Annotated in this window: 25 protein-coding genes and 1 tRNA gene; 12 read left to right on the plus strand and 14 right to left on the minus strand. The window is 64.0% G+C overall.

The annotated features are described in order from the left end of the window. The 3 genes from QM797_RS12105 to cobC form a co-directional block, all read right to left on the minus strand. The gene (locus QM797_RS12105) at positions 1-738 is read right to left on the minus strand and encodes a zinc ribbon domain-containing protein (RefSeq protein WP_283275870.1); all 738 of its coding nucleotides are present in this window, start codon (positions 736-738) and stop codon (positions 1-3) included. Between the two features lie 90 nt (positions 739-828). Next, positions 829-1,950, minus strand: coding sequence for a Nif3-like dinuclear metal center hexameric protein (locus tag QM797_RS12110; RefSeq protein ID WP_283275871.1), 1,122 nt, complete (start codon positions 1,948-1,950; stop codon positions 829-831). A 14-nt stretch (positions 1,951-1,964) separates the two neighbouring features. After that, positions 1,965-3,002: an Rv2231c family histidinol phosphate aminotransferase CobC gene (gene cobC, locus QM797_RS12115; RefSeq protein WP_283275872.1), complete on the minus strand. Its 1,038-nt coding sequence runs from the start codon at positions 3,000-3,002 to the stop codon at positions 1,965-1,967. A 56-nt stretch (positions 3,003-3,058) separates the two neighbouring features. Here cobC and QM797_RS12120 point away from each other — a divergent pair, with 56 nt between their 5' ends. From QM797_RS12120 to QM797_RS12130, 3 genes are read left to right on the plus strand one after another with little or no spacing between them, the layout of a single operon-like run. Beyond that, complete coding sequence (locus QM797_RS12120; RefSeq protein ID WP_283275873.1) at positions 3,059-3,751, plus strand: HAD-IA family hydrolase; 693 nt, start codon at positions 3,059-3,061, stop codon at positions 3,749-3,751. Further along, on the plus strand, positions 3,748-4,221 hold the full coding sequence (locus QM797_RS12125) for a low molecular weight protein-tyrosine-phosphatase (protein WP_283275874.1): 474 nt from the start codon (positions 3,748-3,750) through the stop codon (positions 4,219-4,221). The genes QM797_RS12120 and QM797_RS12125 overlap by 4 nt, the downstream gene beginning before the upstream one ends. 18 nt (positions 4,222-4,239) lie before the next feature. Further along, a complete protein-coding gene (locus tag QM797_RS12130; RefSeq protein WP_283275875.1) occupies positions 4,240-5,160 on the plus strand; it encodes an SURF1 family cytochrome oxidase biogenesis protein in 921 nt (306 codons plus the stop codon). On the opposite strand, the gene QM797_RS12135 is transcribed toward QM797_RS12130, so the two are convergent. The 3 genes from QM797_RS12135 to QM797_RS12145 all read right to left on the minus strand — a co-directional run bounded on the left by QM797_RS12135 (position 5,101) and on the right by QM797_RS12145 (position 7,329). Beyond that, positions 5,101-6,069 carry a cobalamin biosynthesis protein gene (locus tag QM797_RS12135; protein ID WP_283275876.1) on the minus strand — a complete coding sequence of 323 codons (969 nt, stop codon included), beginning with the start codon at positions 6,067-6,069 and terminating at the stop codon, positions 5,101-5,103. The two genes, QM797_RS12130 and QM797_RS12135, sit on opposite strands and share 60 nt — an antisense overlap. Positions 6,070-6,115: 46 nt before the next feature. Further along, a complete protein-coding gene (locus tag QM797_RS12140) occupies positions 6,116-6,241 on the minus strand; it encodes a hypothetical protein (RefSeq protein WP_283275877.1) in 126 nt (41 codons plus the stop codon). 191 nt (positions 6,242-6,432) lie between these two features. Continuing rightward, on the minus strand, positions 6,433-7,329 hold the full coding sequence (locus QM797_RS12145) for a LysR family transcriptional regulator (protein ID WP_283275878.1): 897 nt from the start codon (positions 7,327-7,329) through the stop codon (positions 6,433-6,435). A 112-nt stretch (positions 7,330-7,441) separates the two neighbouring features. Here QM797_RS12145 and QM797_RS12150 point away from each other — a divergent pair, with 112 nt between their 5' ends. Beyond that, complete coding sequence (locus QM797_RS12150) at positions 7,442-8,935, plus strand: CoA-acylating methylmalonate-semialdehyde dehydrogenase (RefSeq protein WP_283275879.1); 1,494 nt, start codon at positions 7,442-7,444, stop codon at positions 8,933-8,935. Between the two features lie 16 nt (positions 8,936-8,951). After that, on the plus strand, positions 8,952-10,118 hold the full coding sequence (locus tag QM797_RS12155; RefSeq protein WP_283275880.1) for an iron-containing alcohol dehydrogenase: 1,167 nt from the start codon (positions 8,952-8,954) through the stop codon (positions 10,116-10,118). On the opposite strand, the gene QM797_RS12160 is transcribed toward QM797_RS12155, so the two are convergent. After that, positions 10,115-11,524, minus strand: coding sequence for an amino acid permease (locus tag QM797_RS12160; RefSeq protein WP_283275881.1), 1,410 nt, complete (start codon positions 11,522-11,524; stop codon positions 10,115-10,117). The genes QM797_RS12155 and QM797_RS12160 overlap by 4 nt on opposite strands. Positions 11,525-11,637: 113 nt before the next feature. Here QM797_RS12160 and QM797_RS12165 point away from each other — a divergent pair, with 113 nt between their 5' ends. Continuing rightward, complete coding sequence (locus QM797_RS12165; RefSeq protein ID WP_283275882.1) at positions 11,638-12,579, plus strand: NAD(P)/FAD-dependent oxidoreductase; 942 nt, start codon at positions 11,638-11,640, stop codon at positions 12,577-12,579. A gap of 12 nt (positions 12,580-12,591) precedes the next feature. Here the strand turns inward: QM797_RS12165 and QM797_RS12170 are convergent, their stop codons facing one another. The 4 genes from QM797_RS12170 to QM797_RS12185 all read right to left on the minus strand — a co-directional run bounded on the left by QM797_RS12170 (position 12,592) and on the right by QM797_RS12185 (position 15,984). Beyond that, positions 12,592-13,263, minus strand: coding sequence for a nitroreductase (locus QM797_RS12170; RefSeq protein ID WP_283275883.1), 672 nt, complete (start codon positions 13,261-13,263; stop codon positions 12,592-12,594). A gap of 98 nt (positions 13,264-13,361) precedes the next feature. Next, positions 13,362-14,249: a MetQ/NlpA family ABC transporter substrate-binding protein gene (locus QM797_RS12175; protein ID WP_283275885.1), complete on the minus strand. Its 888-nt coding sequence runs from the start codon at positions 14,247-14,249 to the stop codon at positions 13,362-13,364. Between the two features lie 26 nt (positions 14,250-14,275). Continuing rightward, positions 14,276-14,893: a methionine ABC transporter permease gene (locus QM797_RS12180; RefSeq protein WP_283276097.1), complete on the minus strand. Its 618-nt coding sequence runs from the start codon at positions 14,891-14,893 to the stop codon at positions 14,276-14,278. Between the two features lie 83 nt (positions 14,894-14,976). Further along, the gene (locus tag QM797_RS12185) at positions 14,977-15,984 is read right to left on the minus strand and encodes a methionine ABC transporter ATP-binding protein (protein ID WP_283275886.1); all 1,008 of its coding nucleotides are present in this window, start codon (positions 15,982-15,984) and stop codon (positions 14,977-14,979) included. 170 nt (positions 15,985-16,154) lie between these two features. On the opposite strand from QM797_RS12185, the gene QM797_RS12190 reads away from it, so the two are divergent. Continuing rightward, entirely contained in the window at positions 16,155-17,546 is a 1,392-nt protein-coding gene (locus QM797_RS12190; RefSeq protein WP_349307194.1) for an LLM class flavin-dependent oxidoreductase, read from the plus strand. Between the two features lies 1 nt (position 17,547). Here QM797_RS12190 and QM797_RS12195 read toward each other — a convergent pair. The 3 genes from QM797_RS12195 to QM797_RS12205 all read right to left on the minus strand — a co-directional run bounded on the left by QM797_RS12195 (position 17,548) and on the right by QM797_RS12205 (position 18,625). Continuing rightward, positions 17,548-17,622, minus strand: a tRNA-Val gene (locus QM797_RS12195). A gap of 87 nt (positions 17,623-17,709) precedes the next feature. Continuing rightward, on the minus strand, positions 17,710-18,171 hold the full coding sequence (locus QM797_RS12200) for a peroxiredoxin (RefSeq protein WP_032379128.1): 462 nt from the start codon (positions 18,169-18,171) through the stop codon (positions 17,710-17,712). 31 nt (positions 18,172-18,202) lie between these two features. Next, positions 18,203-18,625, minus strand: a complete 423-nt coding sequence (locus QM797_RS12205) for a DUF3052 domain-containing protein (RefSeq protein WP_032379129.1) — start codon at positions 18,623-18,625, stop codon at positions 18,203-18,205. A 258-nt stretch (positions 18,626-18,883) separates the two neighbouring features. Here QM797_RS12205 and aceE point away from each other — a divergent pair, with 258 nt between their 5' ends. The 5 genes from aceE (at position 18,884) to QM797_RS12230 (ending at position 25,913) form a co-directional block, all read left to right on the plus strand. Then, a complete protein-coding gene (gene aceE / locus QM797_RS12210; RefSeq protein ID WP_283275887.1) occupies positions 18,884-21,703 on the plus strand; it encodes a pyruvate dehydrogenase (acetyl-transferring), homodimeric type in 2,820 nt (939 codons plus the stop codon). 87 nt (positions 21,704-21,790) lie between these two features. Beyond that, positions 21,791-23,185 carry a PucR family transcriptional regulator gene (locus tag QM797_RS12215; RefSeq protein WP_283275888.1) on the plus strand — a complete coding sequence of 465 codons (1,395 nt, stop codon included), beginning with the start codon at positions 21,791-21,793 and terminating at the stop codon, positions 23,183-23,185. Positions 23,186-23,313: 128 nt separating this feature from the next. Next, positions 23,314-24,222, plus strand: coding sequence for an ACP S-malonyltransferase (locus QM797_RS12220; RefSeq protein WP_283275889.1), 909 nt, complete (start codon positions 23,314-23,316; stop codon positions 24,220-24,222). An 87-nt stretch (positions 24,223-24,309) separates the two neighbouring features. Then, positions 24,310-24,654 carry a meromycolate extension acyl carrier protein AcpM gene (gene acpM / locus QM797_RS12225; protein WP_051048029.1) on the plus strand — a complete coding sequence of 115 codons (345 nt, stop codon included), beginning with the start codon at positions 24,310-24,312 and terminating at the stop codon, positions 24,652-24,654. Positions 24,655-24,662: 8 nt separating this feature from the next. Then, entirely contained in the window at positions 24,663-25,913 is a 1,251-nt protein-coding gene (locus QM797_RS12230; protein WP_283275890.1) for a KasA/KasB family beta-ketoacyl-ACP synthase, read from the plus strand. Positions 25,914-25,971 lie beyond the last annotated feature (58 nt).

Here is a 25,971-nt window from a genome sequence, read left to right on the forward strand (position 1 = left end):
TCAAATTCCGGATTCCTTGGTGCGTACCAGGATTGCGTTGCACTCGGAGCAACGAATCAGTGCGTCTGCCGGCTGGTTGGCAATGCTCGCGATCTCGTTGCGGTCGAGCTCGATTCGGCAGGCGCCGCAGCGGCGGGCCTGCAGCAGTGCCGCACCACGGCCGGTGAGGGCCCGCTGCTTCTCGTAGAGCGCAAGCAGATCCGCGGGCAGCCCCGAGACCAAGGACTCGCGACGCTCGGCGCTGCGGTTCTCAGCGGCGTCGAGGTCTGCGACGGCGTCGTCACGGCGGCGGCCGGCGTCGACGAGCTCGTCCTCGATCTGCGTCAGCTGCGCACCGGCATGCTCGTAGTCCCGCTCGCTGGCCTCGCGCTGCTCCATGACCTCGAGCAACTCCTCTTCGAGGAGGCCCTGACGCCGTTCCAGGCTTTCGAGTTCGTGCTGCAGTTCGGTCATTTGCTTCGGCGCGATAGTGCCGCTCTCGAGCATCTTCTTGTCGCGTGCCTCGCGCTTGCGAACCGCGTCGACCTCGCCCTCGAGTTTTCGGATGTCCCGATCGAGATCGTCCATCGAAATCTGCACCGTTACCGCCGCGTCCTTGCGGGTGGTGCGCTCGGTCTCGAGCTTGTCCACCTCCTGCTGCTCGGGGAGGCTTTTGCGGCGATGGGCGATCTGCGAGAGTTCGGTATCCACACCGGCCAATTCGAGTAGCGAGGCCTGCACTTTGGGATCGACGTTCACGCTTGATGACTCCTGCGACTATGGAAGTTGATAAGAGATCACCCTACCGGCTGGGCGAAACCGAGTAAGCCGGATCCACTCGGGCCGTTCTCACAGTGTCCACGGGTCGGTGCGCACGTCGGTAACTCTGCTGCTCCAGCCGTCCGTGTCACCGAACGCGGCGTCGACGATGCTTCGCGCCTGTTCACACCATGGGAACTCCGACGCCCAGTGCGCGGTGTCGATCACCGCGGGCCCACCCGCGCGCAGATGTTCGTCGACGGGGTGGTGCCGCAGATCCGAGGTGACGTACACGTCGGCGTCGGTTCGCGCGACTGCAGAAAGGAACGAGTCGCCTGCTCCCCCGCACATCGCGACCACCGAGACCGTGGCGTCGGGGTCACCGGCGGCTCGTACGCCCCAGCTGGTGGCCGGCAACGCGTCCCGAACGACGTCGGTGAACTCGGCGAGGGTCATCGGATTCGGCAGTCGACCGATGCGCCCCAAGCCGATGCACGACGGTAACGCCGCGGACTCGACGACGTCGAACGCGGGCTCCTCGTAGGGGTGCGCGTGACGTAGAGCCGAAAGCACCCGCGCGCGTTGCGCTTTGGGTGCGACAATCTCGATGCGATCCTCCATCACGGTGTGCACCTCACCGAGAACGCCCAGTGTCGGGTGCGCATTCGGGCCGGGACGGAACTGGCCGAGACCCGTCGCCTGCCAGCTCGCTTCGCTGTAGTCACCGATCTGTCCGGCTCCGGCGTCGAACAAGGCTTGCCGTACCGCGGCCGAGTCGGTGGTCGGTACGAAGACCACCCATTTGTCGTGTGCAGGTGCGGGAATGGGCTCGAGTGGCCTGGTGTCGATCACGCCGAGGGCGGCTGCGAGTGCGTCGGAGACACCCGGATCGGCGGAGTCCGCGTTGGTATGCGCGGTGAACAGTGCACAGTCGGCTCTGATCAACCGATGAATCACCGAACCTTTGGCGGTATCGGCCGCCACGGTGTCCACACCTTTGAGCAGCAGCGGGTGGTGCGCCACGATCAGATCGGCACCCCACGCGATAGCCTCGTCGACCACCGCCTCGGTGACGTCGACGGTGTACAGAATTTGCTGCACAACAGCTTTGGGGTCTCCACACACCAGACCCACCGAGTCCCAGCTCTCAGCCAGGAGCGGTGGGTACGCGTTGTCGAGAACCTCGATGACGTCCGCCAATGTCACTGCCATGCTCACTGCACTCCTCACAGAACGGTATTCAACGCATCCACCAGTATGTCGACCTGCTGCGAGTCCCGTACCGCCACGCGCAGATAGTGGCGATCCAGGCCCGGGAACGTGTCGCCGCGCCGAACTGCAATACCCATCGTGCGCAGGCGCTCTCGAACCAGATCGGCGTCGTCGAGACGAATCAGCAGATAGGGTGCCCGGGCCGGGCCTGCCACGGAGAGTCCCAGGTCCCCCAGCCGCCGAATCATCTCGGTTCGTTCGCAATCGATGCGCTCAGCTTCGGCTCGAGCCTGCTGCGCCGCAAAGGGTTCGGTGCAGGCACGGATCGCTTCGATCTGCAGAGTCCCCAGCGGCCAGTGCGCGCGGCCGTGCTGCATCCTCGCAAGAACGTCAGGGTGCCCCAGTGCATATCCGCACCGCAATCCCGCCAACGCCCACGTCTTCGTCAGGCTGCGCAGAACCACCACGTCCTCCAGGCGCTGCGACGCAACCGATTCTCCGGCTCCGAGCACTGCGTCGGCGAAGGCCTCGTCGACCACCACCGTCCGGCCGGGTCGACGCAGGCTCAGGACCGTCTCGCGTGGATGCAGAACCGAGGTCGGGTTGGTGGGGTTGCCGATGATCACCATGTCGGCGGCATCGGGCACGAGCGTCGGGTCGAGCACGAAGGGCACCGGCAGAATCACCCGATGCACCGGTACACCCGCCTGTTCCAACACCCAATCGGGCTCGGTGAAGGACGGATGAATCGTTGCCGCGAGTTGCGGCTCCAAGCGCGGCAGCATCGAGAAGCCCTCGGCCCCGCCGCTGAGCAGCAGCACCTCGTCCGGGGAGCGGCCGTGGAGTGCGGCCACCTGCTCTCGTGCGGCGTACTCGGCCGCAGCGCTCGGGTACGAACCCAGCGAACTCAGTACAGTGGCCAGCCGGTCCCGCAGCCATGCCGGCGGGCCGTCGCCGCGCACGTTGACGGCGAAGTCGACGAATCCGGACTCGACCTCCACGTCTCCGTGGTGGCGGAGGAGCGCGTCGGGTTCGGCAGTTGTATCGGACATCGCGACGAGCGTAGCCGCAGGCTTTCCCAACCAGGCCGCACCGATAGGCTTCGAACATGCCTGCCGCTACCCCCGCGTCCGTTGTCCTGTTCGATCTCGATGGGACGTTGACCGATTCCGCGCCGGGAATCCATGCCGGTTTTCGCCACGCGCTGGCCTCGGTGGACGCCCCCGAGCCGACCGAAGAGCAGCTGTCACTGGTCGTCGGGCCGCCGCTGATCGACACCTTGCGCGGGCTGGGTCTGGACGAGAACGCGGCACAGCGCGCGTTGGCGGCGTACTTCGAGCGGTACGACGAGCGGGGCTGGGCCGAGAACACCGCATTCGACGGCATCGAGACAGTACTGACTCGATTGCAGGACCGAGGAGTGCGCCTCGGTGTGGCGACATCGAAGTCGGAGCGCTTCGCCGTTCGCATTCTCGACCACTTCGGTCTGTCTCGATACTTCGAGTTCATCGGAGGTGCCAGCAACGACGGCACCCGACGAGCGAAGTCCGATGTCATCGCGCACTCGCTGTCCAATCTCGGCATCGACCCCGTCGAACACGCGGACGGCGGCACCGACGGGGTGATCATGATCGGTGATCGTGACCACGACGTGCACGGTGCAGCTCGATTCGGCATTCCCACGGTGTACGTGGAGTGGGGCTACGGCATCGACGGCGAGAGCGACGACGCCGCGTTCACCGCATCGAACATGGACGAGTTGGCTGCGGTGCTCGAGCAGAACACGGTGGCCGGTCAGTGAACGAGCCACTGCATGTGACATTTGTCTGCACCGGCAACATCTGCCGATCACCGATGGCCGAGAAGGTGTTCGCGGCGCATCTGCGCGATGCCGGTCTGGCCGATGTCGTGCGGGTGTCGAGTGCGGGCACCGGCGGCTGGCATGTGGGCGACGGCGCAGATCCGCGCACCGTCGCCGAGCTCGTTGCCCACGGTTACGACGGTGACCACGAGGCCGCGCAGGTCGGACCGGACCATCTGGCGGCCGATCTGATCGTCGCGCTCGACACCGGCCATGCGAAGGCGCTGCTGCAGCTCGGCGCGCCGGCCGATCGGGTGGCCCTGTTGCGATCGTTCGATCCCGACGCCGACGACTCGTCGGTCGCCGACCCGTACTACTCGTCCGACGCCGCGTTCACCGAGGTGCGCGAGCAGATCGAAAGTGCCGTCCCCGGGCTGTTGAACTGGGCACGGTCTCAGCTCTCCGGCTGACCCGGCTACCGTGGTGGGGTGGAGAAGTTAGGGTTCTTGCTGCGTCCGAAGTGGTTGGTGCTGGCCGCCGTCGCGCTGGCCTTCGCATTTCTGTGTTTCAGCGTGCTCGCCCCGTGGCAGCTCGGCAAGAACACCTCGACTTCCGAGCGCAACGACCTGATCACCCAGTCGGTCGATGCAGATCCGGTACCCATCTCCGACATCCTCAACGCCAACGGCTTTCCGGCCGACGACGAATGGCGCCGGGTGATTGCGACCGGCTCCTATGAGGCCGATTCCGAGGCACTGGTGCGGCTGCGCAGCATTCGTGAACAGCCCGCGTACGAGGTCATCACACCGTTCGTGATCGACGGTGGGCCCACCGTACTGGTCAACCGCGGATACGTGCTGCCGGTGGAGGGCACCAGACCACCCGACTTCGCGCCCGCGCCTACAGGACAAGTGACGCTCAACGCCCGAGTGCGCCAGGCCGAGGGCACCTCGCGGGAACCGATCGAGGAAGACGGTCACCTGCAGGTCTACAACATCAATCCAGAGCAGATCGGCGCGGCGGTCGGCGTCGATGCGATCGACGGGTACCTCCAGCTCGACGACGATCAGCCGGGCGGCCTGGGCCTGATCGAATTGCCGCAGACAGATGCAGGGCCCTACCTCTCCTACGGTCTGCAATGGCTGGCGTTCGGCATCATGGCACCGCTGGGTCTGGCGTACTTCGTTCGCGCCGAGATCAGGGAGCGTCGCATGTCTCGTGCCGAACTGGCCGCCGCGGTGTCCGGGGAACCGGAACCCATGCCTGACGACAGGTCCGGTCCGGACGACGAGGAAGAAGAATTCACACTTCCCACTCGACGCGAGAAGCGGGCAAGAGCACGAGCAGCGTCACGCCCGACGGCGCCTGCGGATCCTCGCCTGGCCGATCGCTACGGCAAGGATCGCTGACGCGGTCACCGACAGTTCCTGCACCCGAGTCGACAGAATGACGGCACGACGTAGGTCGCGCGCTGTAGGCGAGGCCCCGTCGCCCAGGGTCGGCCGGTTCTCGATGCCGTGTCGATACTGCGTTCTACCTCCGAGCCGCAGTCCCAGCGCGCCGGCGGCCGAGGCCTCGGCAACGCCTGCATTAGGGCTGGGGTGCTTCGACGCGTCGCGACGCCACATTTTTGCTGCCTCGACGGGCGAGCCGTGCACCAGCGGCGCTGCCAGTACTGTCGCCAGACCGGTGACCCGGGCGGGCACCAGGTTCATCACGTCGTCGATTCGCGCTGCGGCCCAACCGAAGCGCAGATACTTCTTGGACCGATAGCCGACCATGGCGTCGAGTGTGTTGCTCGCACGGTAAGCCAGAATTCCCGGCACCCCGGCACACGCGCCCCACACCAGGACACCCACGGCGGCGTCGGATGTGTTCTCTGCGATGGATTCGAGTGCGGCGCGCGCCAGACCGTCTGAGTCGAGGGATTCCGGATCGCGGCCACACAGCGACGGGAGCAGTGCACGCCCACGCACCAGATCCTCGTTGTCGAGGTGATCCGCCATCTGCCCGCCCACCCTGGACAGAGACGTTCCACCCAGCGCTGCCCAGGCGGCAGCCACGACCAAAACTGTCTCGGCAGGTGCACCCAAGCGGGCGGTGGCGCGGCTCGAGGCGATGCCGACAACGGCCACCGAACCGATCAGCGTCAACGCATGAACGACTCCGACGGCTTTGCTGTCACGGTAGAGGACTCGTTCGACGTGCAGTGCCGTCGTGCCGAATCCTGCTACCGGATGCCAGCGCTTCGGGTCTGCGAACACGCGATCGAGGCCGTAGCCGATAAGTAAGCCGATCGCTCGGGGGTGTGTCCACATCCCACGAATCTTGCCAACTGGGCATTCGGTGGTGAAAACCGGTGTGTCAGGCCCAGCGTTGGCGGTACGCGCTTGCGAGTTGACGGTTGCGGAAGTCGATGTCGCTTCCGTCGTTGAGCAGTGCGACTGCCATTCCTACGAAGCCGACGGCTGCAATTACGAACAAGGTCATGATTCCCCCAGAATCTAGTGTGGATCCGCAGTGCGGATGTGTCTGTAACAGATTGTTACCCCTATGTTCGCTGTTTCCCACTTCTTTGAGGTCGGCGTCACGTGTGTCCGTCATCACGAGACGCTCGTCTCATCGGAACATCCAAAATCTAACTGCCACCGGCCATCTCGCGCTGTGCAGTTCTCCCGTAGTTACTGCGGCACAGGAAACAGATGCTGCTCGTCGGTCACGACCGAGCGCAGAAATTCGTCGACGGCCTTCACCCGCGCCAACCCGGTCAACTCTCGCGGCACCACCGTCCAATACGCCCGCTCGACCGAGACGACGCCGGGCAGCACCGACGTGAGTGCCTCGTCCGGCTCCCCGATGTAGCTGGGCAAAGGCGCAATTCCCACACCGGATCTAGCCGCGATCCACTGCCCGGTGATGTTGTTGGTCTGAATCTGCGCGCGGCCCTCGGGGAGGATCGAGTCCAGGATTCGCAGCGGCGCGACATCGAGCAGAGCATCGACGTACGAAATCAGCGTGTGGCCTCGGAGGTCGTCGACGCTACGGATCGGCGACATCGCGGCGAGATACTCCTCGGTGGCATAGAGCTCGAGCGAGTACGTCGCCAGTCTGCGCGTGACGACGAATCTCGGCGACGGCCGCTCCAGCGTGATGGCGATGTCGAACTCTCTTGTGGCCAAGGATTTGTGCTCTGTGGCGGTGACCAATTCGATATCGAGATCAGGGTGCTTGTCTCGCAGTACGCCGAGTTTCGGTGTCAGAACAAAGGCTCCGAAGCCGTCCGGAGCCGCGATACGGACGGTGCCGCGCAGGGATCCGGTGTCGGACGTCTGATCCTCGAACGCCGCGATGAGCGTCGACTCCACGGTTTCGGCGTAGCCGACGAGCCGCCGCCCCGCCTCGGTCAACCGCCAGCCCGACGGGGTTCTGTCGAAAAGCCGCTGTCCGGCGGACTTTTCGAGTGCAGTGATGCGACGGCCGACGGTGGTGTGGTCCACGCCGAGAGTACGAGACGCGTCGGTCAATCGTCCCGTTCTCGACACTTCGAGGAAGTAACGGAGGTGGTCTGGGTTGAACACCCACCCAGCCTATATTGCTGTGCATTTTTGCAGGGCATCCTGCGATTTTGGGCTTTGACATGTGCATCGATACCAGTGAGACTCGAGACACACCGATGGAAAGGATCGAACGTTGACCGACGTCATTGCACACTGGATCGATGGCAAGACCTACTCCGGCAAGTCCGACCGAACTTCCCCCGTCACCAACCCCGCGACCGGCGAGGTGACCGGCACCCTTGCCCTGGCCGACACCGGCGACGCCCGCGCGGTCATCGACGCCGCCGCCGCCGCGTTCCCGGCGTGGCGCGACACTTCGCTGGCCAAGCGAACCTCCATCCTGTTCTCGTTCCGAGAGCTGTTGAACGCCAAGAAGAACGAACTCGCCGCCATCATCACCGCCGAGCACGGCAAAGTTCTCTCCGACGCCTTGGGTGAAATCTCGCGCGGCCAGGAAGTCGTCGAATTCGCCTGCGGCATTGCGCATCTACTCAAGGGTGGATACACAGAGAATGCATCGACAAGCGTCGACGTCTACTCCATCCGTCAGCCGCTCGGACCGGTCGGCATCATCTCGCCCTTCAACTTCCCCGCCATGGTTCCGATGTGGTTCTTCCCCATCGCCATCGCGGCCGGCAACACCGTGGTACTCAAGCCCTCCGAGAAAGACCCGAGCGCGAGCATCTGGCTCGCCGAACTCTGGTCCGAGGCGGGCCTGCCCGACGGCGTGTTCAACGTCCTGCAGGGCGACAAGGTGGCCGTCGACGAGCTCCTCGAGAACAAGAAGATCAAGTCGATCTCCTTCGTCGGCTCCACCCCGATTGCCCAGTACGTGTACTCCACAGGCACCGCCAACGGAAAGCGCGTCCAAGCCCTCGGCGGAGCCAAGAACCACGCCGTCGTCCTCCCCGATGCCGATCTCGACCTCGCCGCCGACGCCATGGTCAACGCAGGCTTCGGCTCTGCAGGCGAACGATGCATGGCCATTTCCGCTCTCGTCGCCGTCGGCAACATCGCCGACGAACTCGTGGCCAAGATCGCCGAACGCACAACACCGTTGGTCACCGGCGACGGAACCCGCGGCGCAGACATGGGACCGCTTGTCACCAAGGCCCACCGAGACAAGGTCGCCTCCTACGTCGATGCAGGCGAAGCCGCCGGGGCCACCCTCGTCGTCGACGGCCGCGGTGTGCAGGCTGATGGTGGAGAGAACGGATTCTGGCTCGGCCCCACGCTGATCGACCACGTCACGCCCGAGATGAGCGTCTACACCGACGAGATCTTCGGACCGGTTCTCTCGGTCGTCCGCGTCGACACCTACGACGACGCGCTCGCGCTCATCAACGACAACCCCTACGGCAACGGCACCGCCATCTTCACCAACGACGGCGGCGCGGCCCGACGCTTCCAGAACGAGGTGGAGGTAGGCATGATCGGCATCAACGTGCCGATCCCGGTCCCCATGGCGTATTACAGCTTCGGCGGCTGGAAGAACTCCCTCTTCGGCGACAGCCACGCACACGGCACCGAAGGAGTGCACTTCTTCACCCGAGGAAAGGCCGTCACCAGCCGCTGGCTCGACCCGAGCCACGGCGGCATCAATCTCGGCTTCCCTGAAAACAGCTGACTCGAAGGAGCACACCATGGTTGCCAATATTTCGTTTCCTCGGTTCCTCAAGCTGGGTGGCGGCGCCGTCGAAGAGCTGGGGACGGTACTGACCGACCTGAATGTCTCGCGTCCGTTGCTCGTTACCGATGCGTTCATGGCCGGCAACGGATCCGCCGATCGTTTGATGCAGATCATGACCGAGGCCGGGAAGACGCCCGCACTGTTCTCGGGCACCGTTCCGGATCCGACGACCGATTCGTTGGTCGCGGGCCTCGATGCGGTGCAGCAGCATTCGGCCGACTCGATCATCGGGTTCGGCGGTGGCAGTCCGATGGACACGGCCAAGGCACTGGCCATTCTCGCGGTGCAGGGCGGGACGATGCGGGACTTCAAGGCACCCGTACTTTCGACCGGCCCGGCCCTGCCGATCATCGCCATTCCCACAACGGCCGGAAGTGGTTCGGAGGCAACCCAGTTCACCATCATCACCGATGTCGCCTCGGACGAGAAAATGTTGTGCCCCGGCCTGTCCTTTCTGCCGATCGCATCCATCATCGACTTCGAGTTGACGATGTCGATGCCCGCACGTCTGACGGCCGATACCGGGGTCGACGCACTGACGCATGCCATCGAGGCGTACGTCAGCAAGAAGGCCAACGCCATCTCCGACGGTTTGGCGCTCAGTGCGATTCGCACGATCGGCGCGTCGTTGCTGCGGGCTTATCGAGACGGTGACGACCGACAGCCGCGGGAATCGATGATGCACGCCTCGACGCAGGCCGGCATGGCGTTCTCGAATGCGAGCGTCTGTCTGGTGCACGGCATGAGCCGACCGATCGGTGCCCATTTTCATGTGGCACACGGGCTGTCGAATGCAATGCTGTTGCCCGCCGTCACGGCGTTCTCGATCATGGGGGCACCGGCTCGCTATGCCGATTGCGCTCGTGCGCTCGGTGCGGCGTCGGAAAGCGATTCGGATCAGGTAGCCGGGGGCAAGTTGCAGGACGCGATCGTCACCCTGTGCCGCGAGGTCGAAGTTCCCACACCTGAGACGTTCGGTATCGACAAGTCGAAGTGGGACGACCTGTTGCCACTGATGGCCGAGCAGGCTCTCGCCTCGGGCAGCCCGGGCAACAATCCAGTCGTCCCGACGGCGGAGCAGATCGTCGATCTGTACCGCCAGGTCTACGCGGGGATCTAGGCCGAGTCACCGGGCACGCGGGCGGCAACAGTGTCGCGCCGCGTGTTTCGGCGTTGAACGAGGACTCCACCGATCACCGTGACTGCCGCGAGTACCGCCGACAGCAGGATCGAAGACCGCTGTTCCGGCCGCACCACCATCATCACCAGAACGAAGACGATGAACCCGATGGCCAGATAGGTGAGCCACGGGTACAGCCACATTCGAACGGCAGGGCGTTCTCCGTCGCGATCGAGTTGCCGTCGCAGCACCAGTTGACTGCTGGCGATGGCGAGGTAGACGAACAGTGCGACGGCACCGGTGGTTGCCAGCAGGTAGGTGAAGAGCTTCTCGGGCAGGATGTAGTTGCCGACAACGGCGAGGAACCCCAGAACCATCGACGCAATCACCGCGATCCACGGCACTCCGTTGGACGTGATCTTCTTGACCGCCCGAGGTGCATCCCCTCGATCACCGAGCGAATACAACATGCGCGACGCGGTGTAGAGCGCCGAATTCAGGCACGACGCGACGGCGGTCAGGATGACGATGTCCATGATGGTTTCTGCGTGGGGAATTCCCATCTTGGACAATACGTACTGGTACGAGCCCGTTGCTGGATCCAGTTCGTTCCAGGGCACCAACGCGACGATGATGAAGATCGACCCGAAGTAGAAGATCGAGATACGCCAGATCACCGAGTTCGTCGCGCGAGTGATTCCCTTTGCCGGGTCCTTGGATTCGGCGGCGGCGATGGTGACGATCTCCGATCCCATGAACGAGAACATCGTTGTGAGCATGGCGGCTATCACCGCGCCGAAGCCGAGCGGCATGAAGCCGCCCGAGGCCCAGAGCTGTTCCACGCCACTGACTTCGGAGTTCGGTAGCCATCCCAGAATGGCTGCGATGCCGAGTCCGATGAAGGCGATGATGGCCACCACCTTCACCAGCGCGAACCAGAACTCGAATTCACCGTAGTTGCCGACGCTGATCAGATTGGTCGCAGTGAGGGCGACGACGATGATCAGTGCCCACATCCATTGCGCGCCGCCCAACCAGTTGGTGAGGATGGCGGCTGCGGCGGTCGCCTCGACGGGGATCACCAGCACCCAGAACCACCAGTAGAGCCAGCCGACGGAGAAGCCGGCCCAATGTCCCAGTGCCCGGGTCGCATACGTGGAGAACGAACCGGTGTCGGGGTTGGCGGTGGCCATTTCCCCGAGCATGCGCATCACCAGGATCACCAGGAGTCCGGCGAAGAAGTAGGCCAACAGCACCGCAGGTCCTGCGGTTGCGATGGCGTTGGCGGAGCCGACGAACAATCCGGCACCGATCACTCCGGCTATCGAGATCATCGTCACGTGCCGCGGTTTGAGACTGGTGCCGAGTCCGTGCTCTTCGGTATCTGGCTTATCGGTAATTGCCATCCCGATAGTCCAACACAAGGTCGGGCGCGCCGCAGCGAGTGACCGAATTGTCCAGACAAACCATGGTACATACGGTGGGCTTACGTTCAGCCACCTCCGGGCATACTGACCCCATGAATGTCGACGCTGAGCGCACCACGGACTCGATCACCATCGTCGGTGCCGGAATTGCCGGCGCGGCATGCGCCCGTGTTCTTCACGACGCAGCCGTGCCGTTTCGCATCGTCGACAGAGGACGCGCCCCCGGCGGGCGAATGTCCTCCCCCGAGTTGCACGGACGACGCGTCGATCTGGGTGCCGGCTACTTCACCGTCCGAGATCAGGATTTCTCGACGGTGGTAGCCGACTGGGAGTCGAGGGGCTTGGCGCGCCAGTGGGCCAACACGTTCGGCATTCTCAAACCCGAGACTGCGCCGTGCACCACCACCGGCCCGGTTCGATGGGCCACCCCGAACGGGCTCCGATCTCTGGTACGAGACTTGTTGGGAGACTTCGATATCGAAGGATCCTCCGAGTTGACGGACCTACCTGACGGCCACGTCGTGGTGGCGATGCCCGATCCTCAAGCGACGCGACTGACCGCAGTCCCCGACGGCGTCGAGTACGAACCGGTCATCGCAGTCGCATGCGGATTCGACGGGTTGGATGTGCCGTTCCGCGACGCGGCCTTCGTCAACGATCATCCCGATATTGCCTTCATCGTCGACGACGGTGCCCGGCGCGGGGACGGTGCACCCGTGCTGGTGGTTCATACGACCTCGGAGCGTGCACAACAGCATCTCGCCGAGCCCGACGGAGTGATCACTCCGGTTCTCGACGCGCTGCGCGACCTGTCGGTCGTCTCCACGGCACCCAGCTGGACGCACGCCCATCGATGGACGTTCGCAAAGCCTGCGTCGCAGCACGATTCCACCTTTGCGCTCGAGCAGCGCGACGGACGACTCGTCGGGTTCGCCGGCGATCAATGGTGTGCATCGGGAGCGCCCAGAGTGGAAAGCGCATGGCGTTCGGGCACGGATGTCGGTACCGAGCTGGTTCGTCGTCTTCGGAGCTGACGCCGCACGTGCTCAGCTGACGAATCTCACGGTCTCGTCCAAAGGCGCTCGGCTGGTGCGAAATCCGTTGATCGAGTGGGTCTCGTCCGGGTAACCGAAGGAAATTCCCGCCACCACGCGCCGGTCGTCCGGAATGTCGAACCACTCGTGCAGAAACGGTGAGTAAGCCGCCAATGCTGCCTGCGCGATCGCTCCGAGACCGAGGCTCTGCGCCGCGAGCAGAAAGGTCTGTAGATACAACCCGCAATCGACCGCCCCGTACACACCGAGATCGGCATCGGTGGTGATGATGGCCGCGTGCGGGGCGTCGAACAATTCGTAATTGCGAATGAACTGACGCGTCGTCGCCTCGGTATCGGACTTGACCACACCGATGCTCTCGTACAAGGCTCCGCCGCATTCGCGTCGCCGAGCGCGGTGCAGGGCGTTGTAGTTGGCCGGGAACGGAAAGTCCGGTTGCGGGACCCCGGACGCCACGTGCTCCACCAAGGCCTCGGAGAACTTCCGGGTGGCATCGCCCTCGGTGATGATGACCTGCCACGACTGTGTATTCGACCAGGAGGGAGTACGCCGGGCGGCAGACAGCAGTTGCTCGAGCACATCGCGGGAAACCTGTTTGGGCAGGAACTGCCGGCACGAGTACCGCTCGTCGAGTAGTTCTGTCAGCGCGTCGTACCGGGTCACGTCGTCCGCCTCGTCTCATTGCTGTCGGGTGCGGATCGAACGTAGCACCACGGACACGCCCGACGGTCCAGTGCCGGACCGTCGGGCGCGAGGTGCTCCTACTGAAGGGGAAGCAGGATGTCCTTCACCCGCGGGTCGGTCGCCAGAAATTCCTGCACCGCAGGGTCCTTGAACGCAGCGACGAGATTCTTGATGTTGTCCGTGTCCGCCCAACGACTACCGATCGTGAGCTGCCCGGCGAACTCGTCCGGTGCCGGCGGTGCAAAGATCTGCTTCTCGACGGGGATGCCGGCCGCGAGGTAGTACTCGGTATAGCCCACTGCTGCATCGAGATCCGGCAATGCCCGTGACTGCGCAGCGAAGTCCAGCAGTGTGAACTTCAGGTTCTTCGGGTTTCCGACGATGTCCTTCTGGGTGGCCGTCGACTTGTCGACGGCGGGGTCGAGGGTGATCAGACCGGCTCGTTCGAGCACCCACAGACCCTGCGCTTCGTTGGCTGGATCGGAGTAGAGCGAGACCGTTGCGCCGTCCGGCAGTTGAGCTGGGTCCGAGTACTTGTCGGACCACAGTCCGAAGCCCCAACGGAACACCGGGGTTGCGGCTTCTTCCTGGAAGTCGGGGTTGGATTCGAGTACCTGGCCCAGCCACAGCTTGTGCTGGTACACCGTGGCGGCCACCTTGCCCTCACTCACCGCGCGGTTGATGGTGTTGCTGTCTGCGAGTCCGCGGAATGCAACCGTGATGCCGTACTTGGGAGCTACCTGATCGGCGACGAATTCGACGAGGGCCTGCTCGGACGCATTGCCTTCAGCAGTGGCGACGACAAGCGTTGCGCCCTCGGTCTCGTTGGCCGATGCCGTGTCGCCGAAGAACGCGACGCGGACAACCACGGCGAGGGCAATCAGTAGCACGACGGCCGCGATGATCCAGGGCGCTTTTCGACGGTTCTTCAGCTCGAAGCCGTGCGCTTCGGTGGACGTTGTCATGATGGATTGGACCTTTCGAATGCGGTTCAGGCAGTGCGCAAGGCGCGCTGATGAGGTGTGGTGTAGCGAACGAGTGCATCGCCGACGAGCTGGACGGCGGCGACGGTGAGAATCAGGATGACGATCGTGGCGATCATGACGGTGTGATCGAATCGCTGGTATCCGTATGTGACTGCAACATAACCGATTCCGCCTGAGCCGATGGTGCCCGCTATGGCCGAGTATTCGATCATGGCAATGACGTTGATGGTCAGTCCACCGATGATCGACGGCACCGCCTCGGACAACTGCGTGGTGGTGACCTGCAGTGTGGAACCGCCCGACGCCCGGGCAACGTCGACCACCGACGTCGGAACCGAGCGCAGAGAGTTCTCGACGATGCGGGTGAAGAATGCGATGCCCGCCAGCGACATCGGCACCACAGCGGCTGCGATACCGATGTTGGTTCCGGTGATCCATCGCGTGACCGGAACCAGTGCAGCCATCAAGATCAGAAACGGCAACGACCGCCCGATACTGACGATCCAGCTGATCGGCGCATGGAGCACCGGGTTCTCGAACAACCCGCCGGGTCCGAGGTTGAATAACACCGCACCGAGTGGCACACCGACGAGAACCACGATGAACATCACGATCCCGACCATCGTGAGGGTGTCGCCGAGCGCAGGCAGGAGCAGAGCAGGCAATTCGTCAACGGGAACTTTGTTTCCTGCGGCCACAATTGCGATCACGACGCTGCCTCGAGGATCGGCTGCTCGGTGAGTGCAGAACCCGACAACCCCAGCGCTTCCAGTCCACCGGGGACGCGTCCACTCAGGTGGGCACCGATGCCGAGCGAGGCGCTGCCGACAGCCACTCCGGCCACTACCTGCACGGAGGCTCCCAACAGCGCGACCGGTGCGCCCAGATCCTGGCCCAGCCGCCCGATCCAGTCCTGCGGAACATCGGGCGAATCGTAGGTCACGTTCCATTGCACGTCGCCGTCCGCAGCCTGTGCGTCGTCACGCCTGGGGCGCAGCTCGTTGCCGAGCGCCGACGTGTGGTCGGTCAGCAGATCGATCAGCTTCCCGGATTCGACGATGCGGCCGTGATCGAGCCTGGCCACCGAATCAGCTGCTCGCAGAACGGTATCCATCTCGTGGGTGATGAACACGATGGCGAGGTCGAGGTCGCGACGCAGTTCGCGCAGCAATTCGACCACCGATTCGGTGGTCTGCGGATCCAAGCCGGAGGTGGCCTCGTCAGACAGCAACACCGACGGCCGAAGCGCCAACGCTCGCGCAATTCCCACTCGCTGGCGTTGTCCGCCCGAGAGTTGAAACGGATAGCGAGCGGCTTTGTCGGAAAGACCTACTCGGTCGAGAAGCTCTCCTACCCTCCTGGCCGTCTCTGCCTTCGTGGCCCCCAGGAAGTCGAGTGGCAATGCGACGTTCTCCGCCACGGTTCGACGCGAGAGCAGGCTCGACGACTGAAACACCGTACCGATTCGGCGCCGCGCGACTCGAAGTTGCTTGGCATTCAACTGCGCCAGGTCGTCTCCGTTGACGATCACCGAGCCCGAGGTGGGCCGAGTCAACAGGTTGATGCATTGAGCCAGTGTGCTTTTGCCGGCACCACTGGGGCCGACGACGGCCAGGATCTCCCCGGACTGCACCGTGAAATCCAGCCGGTCGAGGACGACGGTCGCGTTCTCCCCCGTCCCGTACGTCTTGGTCAATTGCGCTATTTCGATCATGCTCCGACGCTCTTTTCAGTGATGTGACTGCGCAACACTGAGGTATCGAAGTGCTGCTGACCAGCTATCGACTCATCACGATCCGAACTGTTCCCACCGCCCTGAGTCGTCGGTAGCGTCGCACCGCTGTCGATATCGAAGACAGGTCGTCCCGCCGAAGGAGTTCCCCCGTGTCACGCGAGATTCGCTTCAATGCCTTCGACATGAATTGCGTCGCGCATCAATCCCCCGGTCTGTGGCGTCATCCGCTCGATCAGTCGTGGCGATACAAGGAACTCGGCTACTGGACCGATCTGGCGAAACTGTTGGAACGAGGCCTGTTCGACGGTTTGTTCATCGCCGACGTCCTCGGCACGTACGACGTGTACGGCGGCAACCACGATGCCGCCATCCGGCACGGTGCGCAGATTCCGGTGTCGGACCCGCTGTTGCTCGTCAGCGCGCAGGCCGCCGTCACCGAGCATCTGGGCTTCGGCATCACTGCAGGTACCGGTTTCGAGCATCCGTATCCGTTCGCACGTCGGCTCTCCACGCTCGACCATCTGACCAACGGCCGCATCGGGTGGAATGTCGTCACCGGTTATCTGCCGTCAGCGGCGCAGAACATGGGACACGACGATCAGCTGAAGCACGACGATCGCTACGACCACGCCGACGAGTACCTCGAGGTCCTCTACAAGCTGTGGGAGGCGTCGTGGGACGAGGACGCGGTGGTCCGCGATCGCGAGACCGGTGTGTTCACCGATCCCACCAAGGTGCATCGAATCGGCCACCGAGGCAAGCATTTCACGGTGCCCGGTATACATCTGGCAGAGCCGTCGCCGCAGCGAACACCGGTGATCTATCAGGCCGGGGCATCACCGCGCGGGGTACGGTTCGCGGCGCAGAATGCAGAGGCGATCTTCGTCGGTGCGCCCACGAAGGAGATTCTGGCGCAGACGGTTTCGAATATTCGTCGAGCATTGCGCGACGCCGGTCGTGATCCGTATTCCGCGCGGATCTATCAGCTGCTCACCATCGTCACCGACGAGACATCCGAGCTCGCTCACGCCAAGCACGACGAGTATCGGTCGTATGCCAGTGCCGAGGGCGCGTTGGTGTTCATGTCGGGCTGGATGGGCGTCGACCTGTCGAGGTACGCACTCGACGAGCCGCTGGGAAATGTCGAGAGCAACGCGATTCAGTCGTTTGTTGCGTCTTTCCAGTCGATCGGGGCCGACGGCACGGAATGGACGGTGCGCGATATCGCCGAGTGGGGCGGCATCGGTGGTGCCGGTCCGCGCATCGTCGGCTCCCCCGGTGAGGTGGCAGATCAACTGCAGGAGTGGGTGGACGAGACCGACGTGGACGGCTTCAATCTTGCCTACGCCATCACACCGGGAACCTTCGAGGACGTCGTTCGGTTCGTTGTTCCAGAATTGCAGCGGCGGGGTGTCTATCGCACCGAGTACACACCGGGCACATTGCGTCACAAGCTCTTCGGTAAGGGTGATCGACTGCCCGAGGAACACCGGGCACAGCAGATCGTGCGAGAGGTTCGGGCGAGCCGAGAATCGCTGTGAATGGTGGGCGCAGAGGGGTTCGAACCCCCGACCGCTGGTGTGTAAAACCAGAGCTCTACCGCTGAGCTATACGCCCGAGTACCGGTGGCCTGGGGATAACCCCGGGCCACCGGAACGCTTGGAGAAATTTATCGTGTCTGATCTCTAACTACAATTCCGCAGGTCAGCTCACCTGTGCGAGAGCCTCGGACCACGATGAACTGTCTCGAGCTTCCCCGGGACCGTTCATTTCGGCGAATCTGATGATTCCGGACTTGTCGACGACGAACGTTCCGCGATTGGCGAATCCGGCGCTGTCGTTGAACACGCCGTACGCCTGAGCCACTTCACCGTGTGGCCAGAAGTCGGACAGCAGCGGAAAGGTGTAACCCTGTTCTGCGGCCCAGATCTTGTGGGTCGGAGGCGGACCCACCGAGATCGCCAGGATCGCGGTGTCGTCGTTCTCGAACGTCGGTAGCTCGTCGCGCACTTTGCACAGCTCGCCCTGGCACGTGCCGGTGAAAGCCAGTGGATAGAACACGAGCAGAACGTTTTTCACGTTCCTGTACGACGACAACGTGACCAGTTGATTGTTCTGGTCCTTGAGTGTGAAGTCGGGCGCAACAGCGCCAACCTCGATCGGCATCTAGAACCGTCTTCCTGTGTCGAGCATCGGCCTACCGCTTGGTGGCGGGAGTCTTGGGTTGAACCAATCGACTTCCGATCCAGTCGCCGAGATTTGCCGCAGAGGTCTGCGTCAATCCTGCGGTCGGGGCGGATTCGGCAATCTCGCTGGGTTCGACGTGCCCGGACATGCCGGTCTTGGGGCTGAGGACCCACACGATGCCATCGTCCGAAAGAGGACCGATTGCATCCATGAGTGCATCGACCAGGTCACCGTCTCCGTCGCGCCACCACAGCAGCACAACATCGATCACCTCGTCGGAATCCTCGTCGAGGGTCTCCCCACCGATCGCATCTTCTACGTCGGCGCGCAGATCATCGTCGGTGTCCTCGTCCCAGCCCAGCTCCTGTACGACCATGTCGCGAGTTATGCCAAGTTTCTGAGCGTAGTTCTGAGCGTCCGCCGCGGCGACCACGGTGGTGACCTCCTTGAATTGTGGGTGCAGTAGTCAAAGCGAACAGTGTTGAAGCCGTTCGCGCAAGCTGACCGCGCCGAAATTGAGTACATAAATTTCTACTGGTGGGTATTGGACCTCTGTACTACCAGAACCAACAAGATGTAGCAGGATTGGGGAGGAATCACGAGAACGAGGAAAGTAGACCGCCGTCACAGGGGCGGGTCTACCGGGACCGGGCGCCACACCGAGCGTCCGCCACATTGAGGAGTGCACACGTTGTCCGAAGTGAACAGCGGCGAACGGCAGAACACATCGTCTGCAGGCAAGAAGGGCTCGGACGGCCGGGTCCGCGTCATCCGTGAGGGTGTCGCGTCGTACCTGCCCGATATCGACAACGACGAGACCAACGAGTGGATCGAATCGTTCGACGGCTTGCTGGAGAGGTCCGGCCCCAACCGCGCTCGCTACCTGATGCTGAGGTTGCTCGAGCGCGCCGGCGAGCGCCGAGTTGCGCTGCCGTCCTTGACGTCGACGGATTACGTCAACACGATCCCCACCGAGAACGAGCCGTGGTTTCCCGGCGACGAGTCGATGGAACGTCGTTACCGTGCGTGGATCCGCTGGAACGCGGCCATCATGGTGCACCGCGCACAGCGTCCCGGCGTCGGCGTCGGCGGACACATCTCCACGTACGCGTCCTCCGCAGCGCTCTACGAGGTCGGCTTCAACCACTTCTTCCGCGGCAAGGATCACCCGGGCGGCGGCGACCACATCTTCATCCAGGGTCACGCCTCCCCCGGCATCTATGCCCGCGCCTTCCTCGAGGGCCGCATCCCGGCCGAGCGCATGGACGGCTTCCGCCAGGAAGCAAGCCACGAGACCGAGGGCGGCGGACTGCCGTCGTACCCGCACCCGCGGCTGATGCAGGACTTCTGGGAGTTCCCGACGGTGTCGATGGGCCTCGGCCCGATGAACGCCATCTACCAGGCTCGCTTCAACCATTACCTGAACGACCGCGGCATCAAGGACACCACCGATCAGCACGTGTGGGCCTACCTCGGCGACGGCGAGATGGACGAGCCGGAATCGCGTGGACTTGCACACGTCGCCGCCACCGAGGGTCTGGACAACCTCACGTTCGTCGTCAACTGCAACCTGCAGCGTCTCGACGGCCCGGTGCGCGGTAACGGCAAGATCATCCAGGAACTGGAGTCGTTCTTCCGCGGTGCGGGCTGGAACGTCATCAAGGTCGTCTGGGGCCGCGAGTGGGACACGTTGCTGCACGCAGACCGCGACGGCGCGCTCGTCAACCTGATGAACACCACCCCCGACGGCGACTTCCAGACCTACAAGGCCAACGACGGCGGTTACGTCCGCGATCACTTCTTCGGCCGCGATCCACGCACCAAGGAGCTCGTCAAGGATCTCTCCGACGACGAGATCTGGAACCTCAAGCGCGGCGGTCACGACTACCGCAAGGTGCACGCTGCCTACGCGGCCGCGATGTCGCACAAGGGCCAGCCGACGGTCATCCTGGCGCACACCATCAAGGGCTACACCCTCGGCAAGCACTTCGAGGGCCGTAACGCCACGCACCAGATGAAGAAGCTGACGCTCGACGATCTCAAGACGTTCCGCGATCTCCAGCACATCCCGATCTCCGACGAGGAGCTCGAGAAGGATCCGTACATGCCGCCGTACTACCACCCCGGTGCGGATGCTCCCGAGATCCAGTACATGCTCGATCGTCGCAACAAGCTCGGCGGCTTCGTCCCCGAGCGTCGGGTGGACGTCAAGCCGCTGCCGCAGCCGGGCGACGACACGTACAAGACGCTCCGCAAGGGCTCCGGCAAGCAGGAAGTCGCCACCACCATGGCGCTCGTGCGCGTCATGAAAGAGCTGTTGCGAGACAAGGAGATCGGCCACCGAATCGTGCCGATCATCCCGGACGAGGCCCGCACGTTCGGCATGGACTCGTGGTTCCCGTCGCTGAAGATCTACAACCGCAACGGCCAGCTGTACACCTCGGTGGACTCGGAGCTGATGCTCGCCTACAAGGAGAGCTCGGTCGGCCAGATCCTGCACGAGGGCATCAACGAAGCCGGTTCCACATCGTCGTTCACCGCGGTCGGCACCTCGTACGCCACGCACGGCGAGGTCATGATCCCGCTGTACATCTTCTACTCGATGTTCGGTTTCCAGCGCACCGGCGACGGCCTGTGGGCTGCGGCAGACCAGATGGCTCGAGGGTTCGTCCTCGGTGCCACCGCCGGCCGCACCACCCTGACCGGTGAGGGTCTGCAGCACGCCGATGGTCACTCGCTGCTGTTGGCATCGACCAACCCGGCGGCCGTGGCTTACGACCCGGCGTTCTCGTTCGAGATCGCGCACATCGTCAAGGACGGTCTGCGTCGGATGTACGGCGGCACCGAAGGCGTAGAAGGCTTCGGCGGCGAGAACATTTTCTACTACATCACCCTGTACAACGAGCCGTACGTGCAGCCGGCCGAGCCGGAGAACCTCGACGTCGAGGGCTTGCTCAGGGGCATCTACCGATTCGCTGCCCCGCAGGAAGGCGATGGACCCGAGGCGCAGTTGCTGGCGTCGGGCGTCGGCATGGTCTCGGCCCGCAGGGCCCGAGAGTTGCTGTTCGAGGAGTGGGGCGTGCGCTCGGCCGTCTGGTCGGTGACGTCCTGGGGCGAGTTGCGCCGCGACGGCGTCGACGCCGAGCGGGAGTCGTTGCGCAATCCCGGTGCCGACAAGCGCGTTCCGTTCGTGACCTCCGCGCTGGCCGACGCCAACGGCCCGGTCGTCGCGTCCTCGGATTGGATGCGTGCAGTACCGGACCAGATTCGCCAGTGGGTTCCGGGCGATTACGTCACCCTCGGCACCGACGGCTTCGGGTTCTCCGATACCCGTCCGGCCGCGCGTCGGGTGTTCAACGTCGACGCCGAGTCGATCGTCGTCGCCGCGCTGTCCGCCCTCGCAGCATCCGGTGAGATCGACAAGTCCAAGGCCGTCGAAGCCGCGGAGAAGTACAAGATCGACGACGTCACTGCTGCTCCGACGTCGTTCGCCGATACCGGTTCGGCGTAGGTTCCACGCCTGTTCGGCCGACCCCCGTCCCACGTCGCGAAGCATGTCCGTCGCGATAGGGGCGGGGGTCGGGCGTAGGTTCTCCTTATGTCCGATGCGAAACCCGACCCACCGGGCAGCGCGTCCGCACGCGACGTGTCCCGACGCGACGCCTACCGCGAAGCGTTGCGCGAGTCATTGACCCGCGATTCCCTGACGTCGGACAACGAGGTGCACCTTCCGGTCGCCTCACTGGCACCCTCCCGCCAGAAGCGCGATCCTCTGCCCGACGCCCTGCTGCGACGGGTCAAGCAGTTCTCCGGCCGACTCTCGACCGAGGCCGTGACGACGATGCAGGGCCAGCTGCCGTTCTTCGGCGATCTGGACGCAGCCCAACGTGCGAGTGTCCAGCTGCTCATTCAGACGGCCGTCGACAACTTTCTCGAATGGCTCAAGAATCCGCACAGCGATATCCGCTTCTCTCTCGATGCCTTTCAGGTGATCCCCCAAGACCTCGCCCGACGCCTCACTCTTCGCCAGACAGTCGACATGGTCCGCGTGGCGATGGAGTTCTTCGAGCAGTGGCTTCCGGCTCTCGCACGCAACGATCAGCAGTTGGTCGCGCTGACCGAAGCCGTGTTGCGATACGGACGCGAGCTCGGTTTCGCGGCCGCATCGGTCTACGCCAGTGCCGCTGAGTCCCGTGGAGCCTGGGACACCCGCCTCGAAGCCCTCGTGGTCGACGCCGTCGTGCGCGGAGACACCGGCTCGGACATGCTTTCCCGCGCGGCCACGTTGAACTGGGACGCCACCGCGCCCGCGACTGTGCTGGTCGGCACTCCCCCGGACGATCGGGGCGTGTCCGTCGTCGGAACCGTGCACGCGGTGGCGCAGAAGCACGGACGCGCAGCACTGGCCGTGGTCCAGGGGACGCGGTTGGTCATGGTGGTCAGCGGCCAGATCACCGATTCGCCTGCCCACCACACCTTCATCGACGACATGCTGCAGAACTTCTCCGACGGGCCCGTCGTCATCGGTCCCACCACCCGCACTCTTGGAGCGGCGCACTCGAGCGCCGTGGAGGCGTTTGCCGGGATGCAGGCCGTGGCGGGTTGGCGGGGCGCACCGCGTCCGGTGCATGCAGGTGAGCTGCTTCCCGAGCGTGCGCTGCTGAACGACGGTGCGGCGATATCGGCGTTGAACGATCATGTGGTCGTTCCGTTGGCTGCGGCGGGTTCCGGATTGGCCGACACGCTCGACGCCTATCTGGACTGCGGCGGTGCCGTGGAAACCTGCGCACGGCAGCTGTTTGTTCATCCAAATACCGTCCGTTATCGCCTCAAGCGCATTGCCGAGGTAACCGGGCGCGATCCCACCAACCCGCGGGATGCGTACGTGCTCCGAGTTGCAGCAACGGTAGGAAGGTTGGCTCGAACTCATCACGAACCACCCCATTCTGCCCCATACGTCACACAAGTCACATTCGGTGAAGTAGTCACGTAACGCGCAGCCACCGTCCGGCGATGGCGGATCTCCACGAGGCGATTTGTAGGGTTCCCACAAATTGCTTGTCGAGAGTTCATCGGGCGCGACATCACTGATCGATGGGCCGACAGTGTTCCCTTAACTCTGTGATTGCGTTGCTTGCGCCCGGTCAGGGCTCCCAGACTCCCGGCATGTTGCTGCCATGGCTCGAACTGCCCGGCGCAGCCGACCGGCTGGCGCTGTGGTCCAAGGCTTCCGGCCTCGATCTCGTCCGTCTCGGCACCACGGCCACCGCCGAGGAGATCACCGATACCGCGGTGACACAGCCGCTGGTCGTTGCGGCTGCCTTGCTCGCTTTCGAGGAAATCGCTGCACGTGGCCTGTTCCCCGAGGATGCCGTCATCGCCGGACATTCCGTGGGCGAGCTTGCTGCCGCGGCCATTGCCGGCGTCATCTCCTCCGACGACGCAGTCTCCCTCGCCGCGGTCCGTGGCGCTGCGATGGCGAAGGCCTGTGCGCTCGAGCCGACGGGCATGTCTGCAGTCTTGGGCGGCGACGAGTCCGCCGTCCTCGCCCGACTCGAAGAACTCGATCTCGCCCCGGCGAACGTGAACGCCGCCGGGCAGATCGTCGCAGCCGGCCTGCTGACCAAGCTCGCCGAACTGGCCGAGAGCGCGCCCGAGAAGGCTCGCGTCCGCGCACTCCCGGTCGCAGGCGCGTTCCATACCAAGTACATGGCGTCGGCGGGCGACACCGTTGCCGCAGCCGCTGCTGCCATTACTCCCTCGGAGCCGTCGCGGACCCTGCTGTCCAACTCGGACGGTCAGCCGGTCACCTCGGGTGCCGATGCGCTGAACAAGCTTGCCGCTCAGGTCACTCGCCCCGTGCGATGGGATCTGTGCAACGCCTACCTGCGCACGGCACAGGTCACCGGACTTGTGGAACTGCCCCCGGCAGGCGCACTGGTCGGCATCGCCAAGCGTGAACTGCGCGGCGTCGCCAACCTCGGTCTGAAGACACCGGCGGACATTTCCGCACTGGCCGAGCTCGGATAGCTCGGCAACCCACACCGCAGTCTCTCGCGCTGCGGATCTACTTCCACTCCCCGAGTGGCAGAAATGCACAACCGCGTCTCGAAGCACATGACTTCGGCGTTCGACACAGAAGAGAAGGGACCCACAACAGTGGCCAGCCAGGAAGACCTCATCGCCGGACTTGCAGAGATCATCGAAGAGGTCACGGGCATCGAACCGTCCGAGGTGACCGTCGAGAAGTCCTTCGTGGACGACCTCGACATCGACTCGCTCTCCATGGTCGAGATCGCAGTGCAGACCGAGGACAAGTACGGCGTCAAGATCCCTGACGAGGACCTCGCAGGTCTGCGCACCGTCGGTGACGCCGTCAACTACATCCAGAAGCTCGAAGCGGAGAACCCCGAAGCCGCAGAAGCTATCAAGGCCAAGCTCGACGACTCCGCGAGCGAGTGACAGGGCCCATGACCAGCCCATCCACCGCCAACGGACGCTTCCCCAGTGTCGTCGTCACCAGCCTCGCTGCGACAACGTCACTTGCGGGTGACGTCGATGCCACGTGGAAGGGTCTGCTGAACGGCGACAGCGGTATCCATACTCTGGAAGACGATTTCGTCTCCGAGTACGGCCTGCCCGTGCGGATCGGCGGACACCTCGCGGTGAACCCGCAAAGTCTGCTCTCACGGGTCGAGATCCGTCGGATGAGCTACGTGGAGCAGCTGGCCACCGTGCTCGGTCGCGAGGTATGGAAGAACGCCGGCACGCCCGACGTCGATCCCCTGCGCCTCGGTGTATCGATCGGTACCGGGCTCGGTGGCGGCGACGCGTTGATCGACGCCAACGACAAGATGAAGGCCGGCGGCTACCGCAAGGTATCCCCGCTCGCCGTTCAGATGGTCATGCCGAACGGCCCCGCAGCGGTGGTCGGGCTCGAGCTCAAAGCACAGGCCGGAGTCATCACCCCCGTCTCCGCCTGCTCCTCGGGATCGGAAGCCATCGCTCACGCGTGGCGGATGATCGTGATGGGCGACGCGGACATGGTCGTCACCGGCGGTGTCGAGGGTTACATCGACGCGGTCCCGATCGCCAGTTTCTCCATGATGCGGGCGATGAGCACCAACAACGACAACCCGAAGGGGGCGTCACGTCCGTTCGACAAGGACCGTGACGGCTTCGTCTTCGGTGAAGCGGGTGCGCTCATGGTCATCGAGACCGAGGAGCACGCCAAGGCTCGCGGCGCGACGATTCACGCCCGCCTGCTCGGTGCCGGGATCACTTCCGACGGGTTCCACCTCGTGGCCCCCGATCCGGAGGGCAAAGGTGCCGCGCGCGCTATGAAGCGTGCAATCGAGACCGCAGGCCTGCAGAAGTCCGACATCACCCACGTGAACGCTCACGCAACGGCAACTCCCATCGGAGACACCGCCGAGGCGCTGGCGATCAATCAGGCAGTCGGAAATCACGCAGCGGTGTACGCACCGAAATCCGCTCTCGGCCACTCGATCGGTGCCGTCGGCGCTCTCGAGTCGGTTCTGACGGTGCTGGCAGTGCGCGAGGGAATCATCCCTCCCACACTGAATTTGGAGAATCAGGATCCCGAGATCGATCTCGACGTCGTCAAGGGCGAGCCCCGCGTCGGACAGATCGATTACGCGATCAACAACTCGTTCGGATTCGGTGGGCACAACGTAGCGCTCGCCTTCGGAAAGGCGTGATGCACTGAGTCGATCGTTTCGACTCAGCGAATCCCGCTCTCGCAGTGCATGATCCGAA

Source organism: Rhodococcus sp. IEGM 1381 (genome assembly GCF_030056795.1).
In the GTDB taxonomy this organism is placed as follows: Bacteria; Actinomycetota; Actinomycetes; order Mycobacteriales; family Mycobacteriaceae; genus Rhodococcoides.

Bases quoted from the DNA above. Each gene is read 5' to 3' on its own strand.
- acpM (WP_051048029.1), top strand. From the start codon at position 24,310: ATGACTTCGGCGTTCGACACAGAAGAGAAGGGACCCACAACAGTGGCC.
- QM797_RS12230 (WP_283275890.1), top strand. From the start codon at position 24,663: ATGACCAGCCCATCCACCGCCAACGGACGCTTCCCCAGTGTCGTCGTC.
- QM797_RS12165 (WP_283275882.1), top strand. From the start codon at position 11,638: ATGAATGTCGACGCTGAGCGCACCACGGACTCGATCACCATCGTCGGT.
- QM797_RS12155 (WP_283275880.1), top strand. From the start codon at position 8,952: ATGGTTGCCAATATTTCGTTTCCTCGGTTCCTCAAGCTGGGTGGCGGC.
- QM797_RS12200 (WP_032379128.1), bottom strand. From the start codon at position 18,171: ATGCCGATCGAGGTTGGCGCTGTTGCGCCCGACTTCACACTCAAGGAC.
- QM797_RS12160 (WP_283275881.1), bottom strand. From the start codon at position 11,524: ATGGCAATTACCGATAAGCCAGATACCGAAGAGCACGGACTCGGCACC.
- QM797_RS12120 (WP_283275873.1), top strand. From the start codon at position 3,059: ATGCCTGCCGCTACCCCCGCGTCCGTTGTCCTGTTCGATCTCGATGGG.
- QM797_RS12140 (WP_283275877.1), bottom strand. From the start codon at position 6,241: ATGACCTTGTTCGTAATTGCAGCCGTCGGCTTCGTAGGAATGGCAGTC.
- QM797_RS12175 (WP_283275885.1), bottom strand. From the start codon at position 14,249: ATGACAACGTCCACCGAAGCGCACGGCTTCGAGCTGAAGAACCGTCGA.
- QM797_RS12110 (WP_283275871.1), bottom strand. From the start codon at position 1,950: ATGGCAGTGACATTGGCGGACGTCATCGAGGTTCTCGACAACGCGTAC.
- cobC (WP_283275872.1), bottom strand. From the start codon at position 3,002: ATGTCCGATACAACTGCCGAACCCGACGCGCTCCTCCGCCACCACGGA.
- QM797_RS12215 (WP_283275888.1), top strand. From the start codon at position 21,791: ATGTCCGATGCGAAACCCGACCCACCGGGCAGCGCGTCCGCACGCGAC.
- QM797_RS12180 (WP_283276097.1), bottom strand. From the start codon at position 14,893: ATGGTCGGGATCGTGATGTTCATCGTGGTTCTCGTCGGTGTGCCACTC.
- QM797_RS12135 (WP_283275876.1), bottom strand. From the start codon at position 6,069: ATGTGGACACACCCCCGAGCGATCGGCTTACTTATCGGCTACGGCCTC.
- QM797_RS12185 (WP_283275886.1), bottom strand. From the start codon at position 15,984: ATGATCGAAATAGCGCAATTGACCAAGACGTACGGGACGGGGGAGAAC.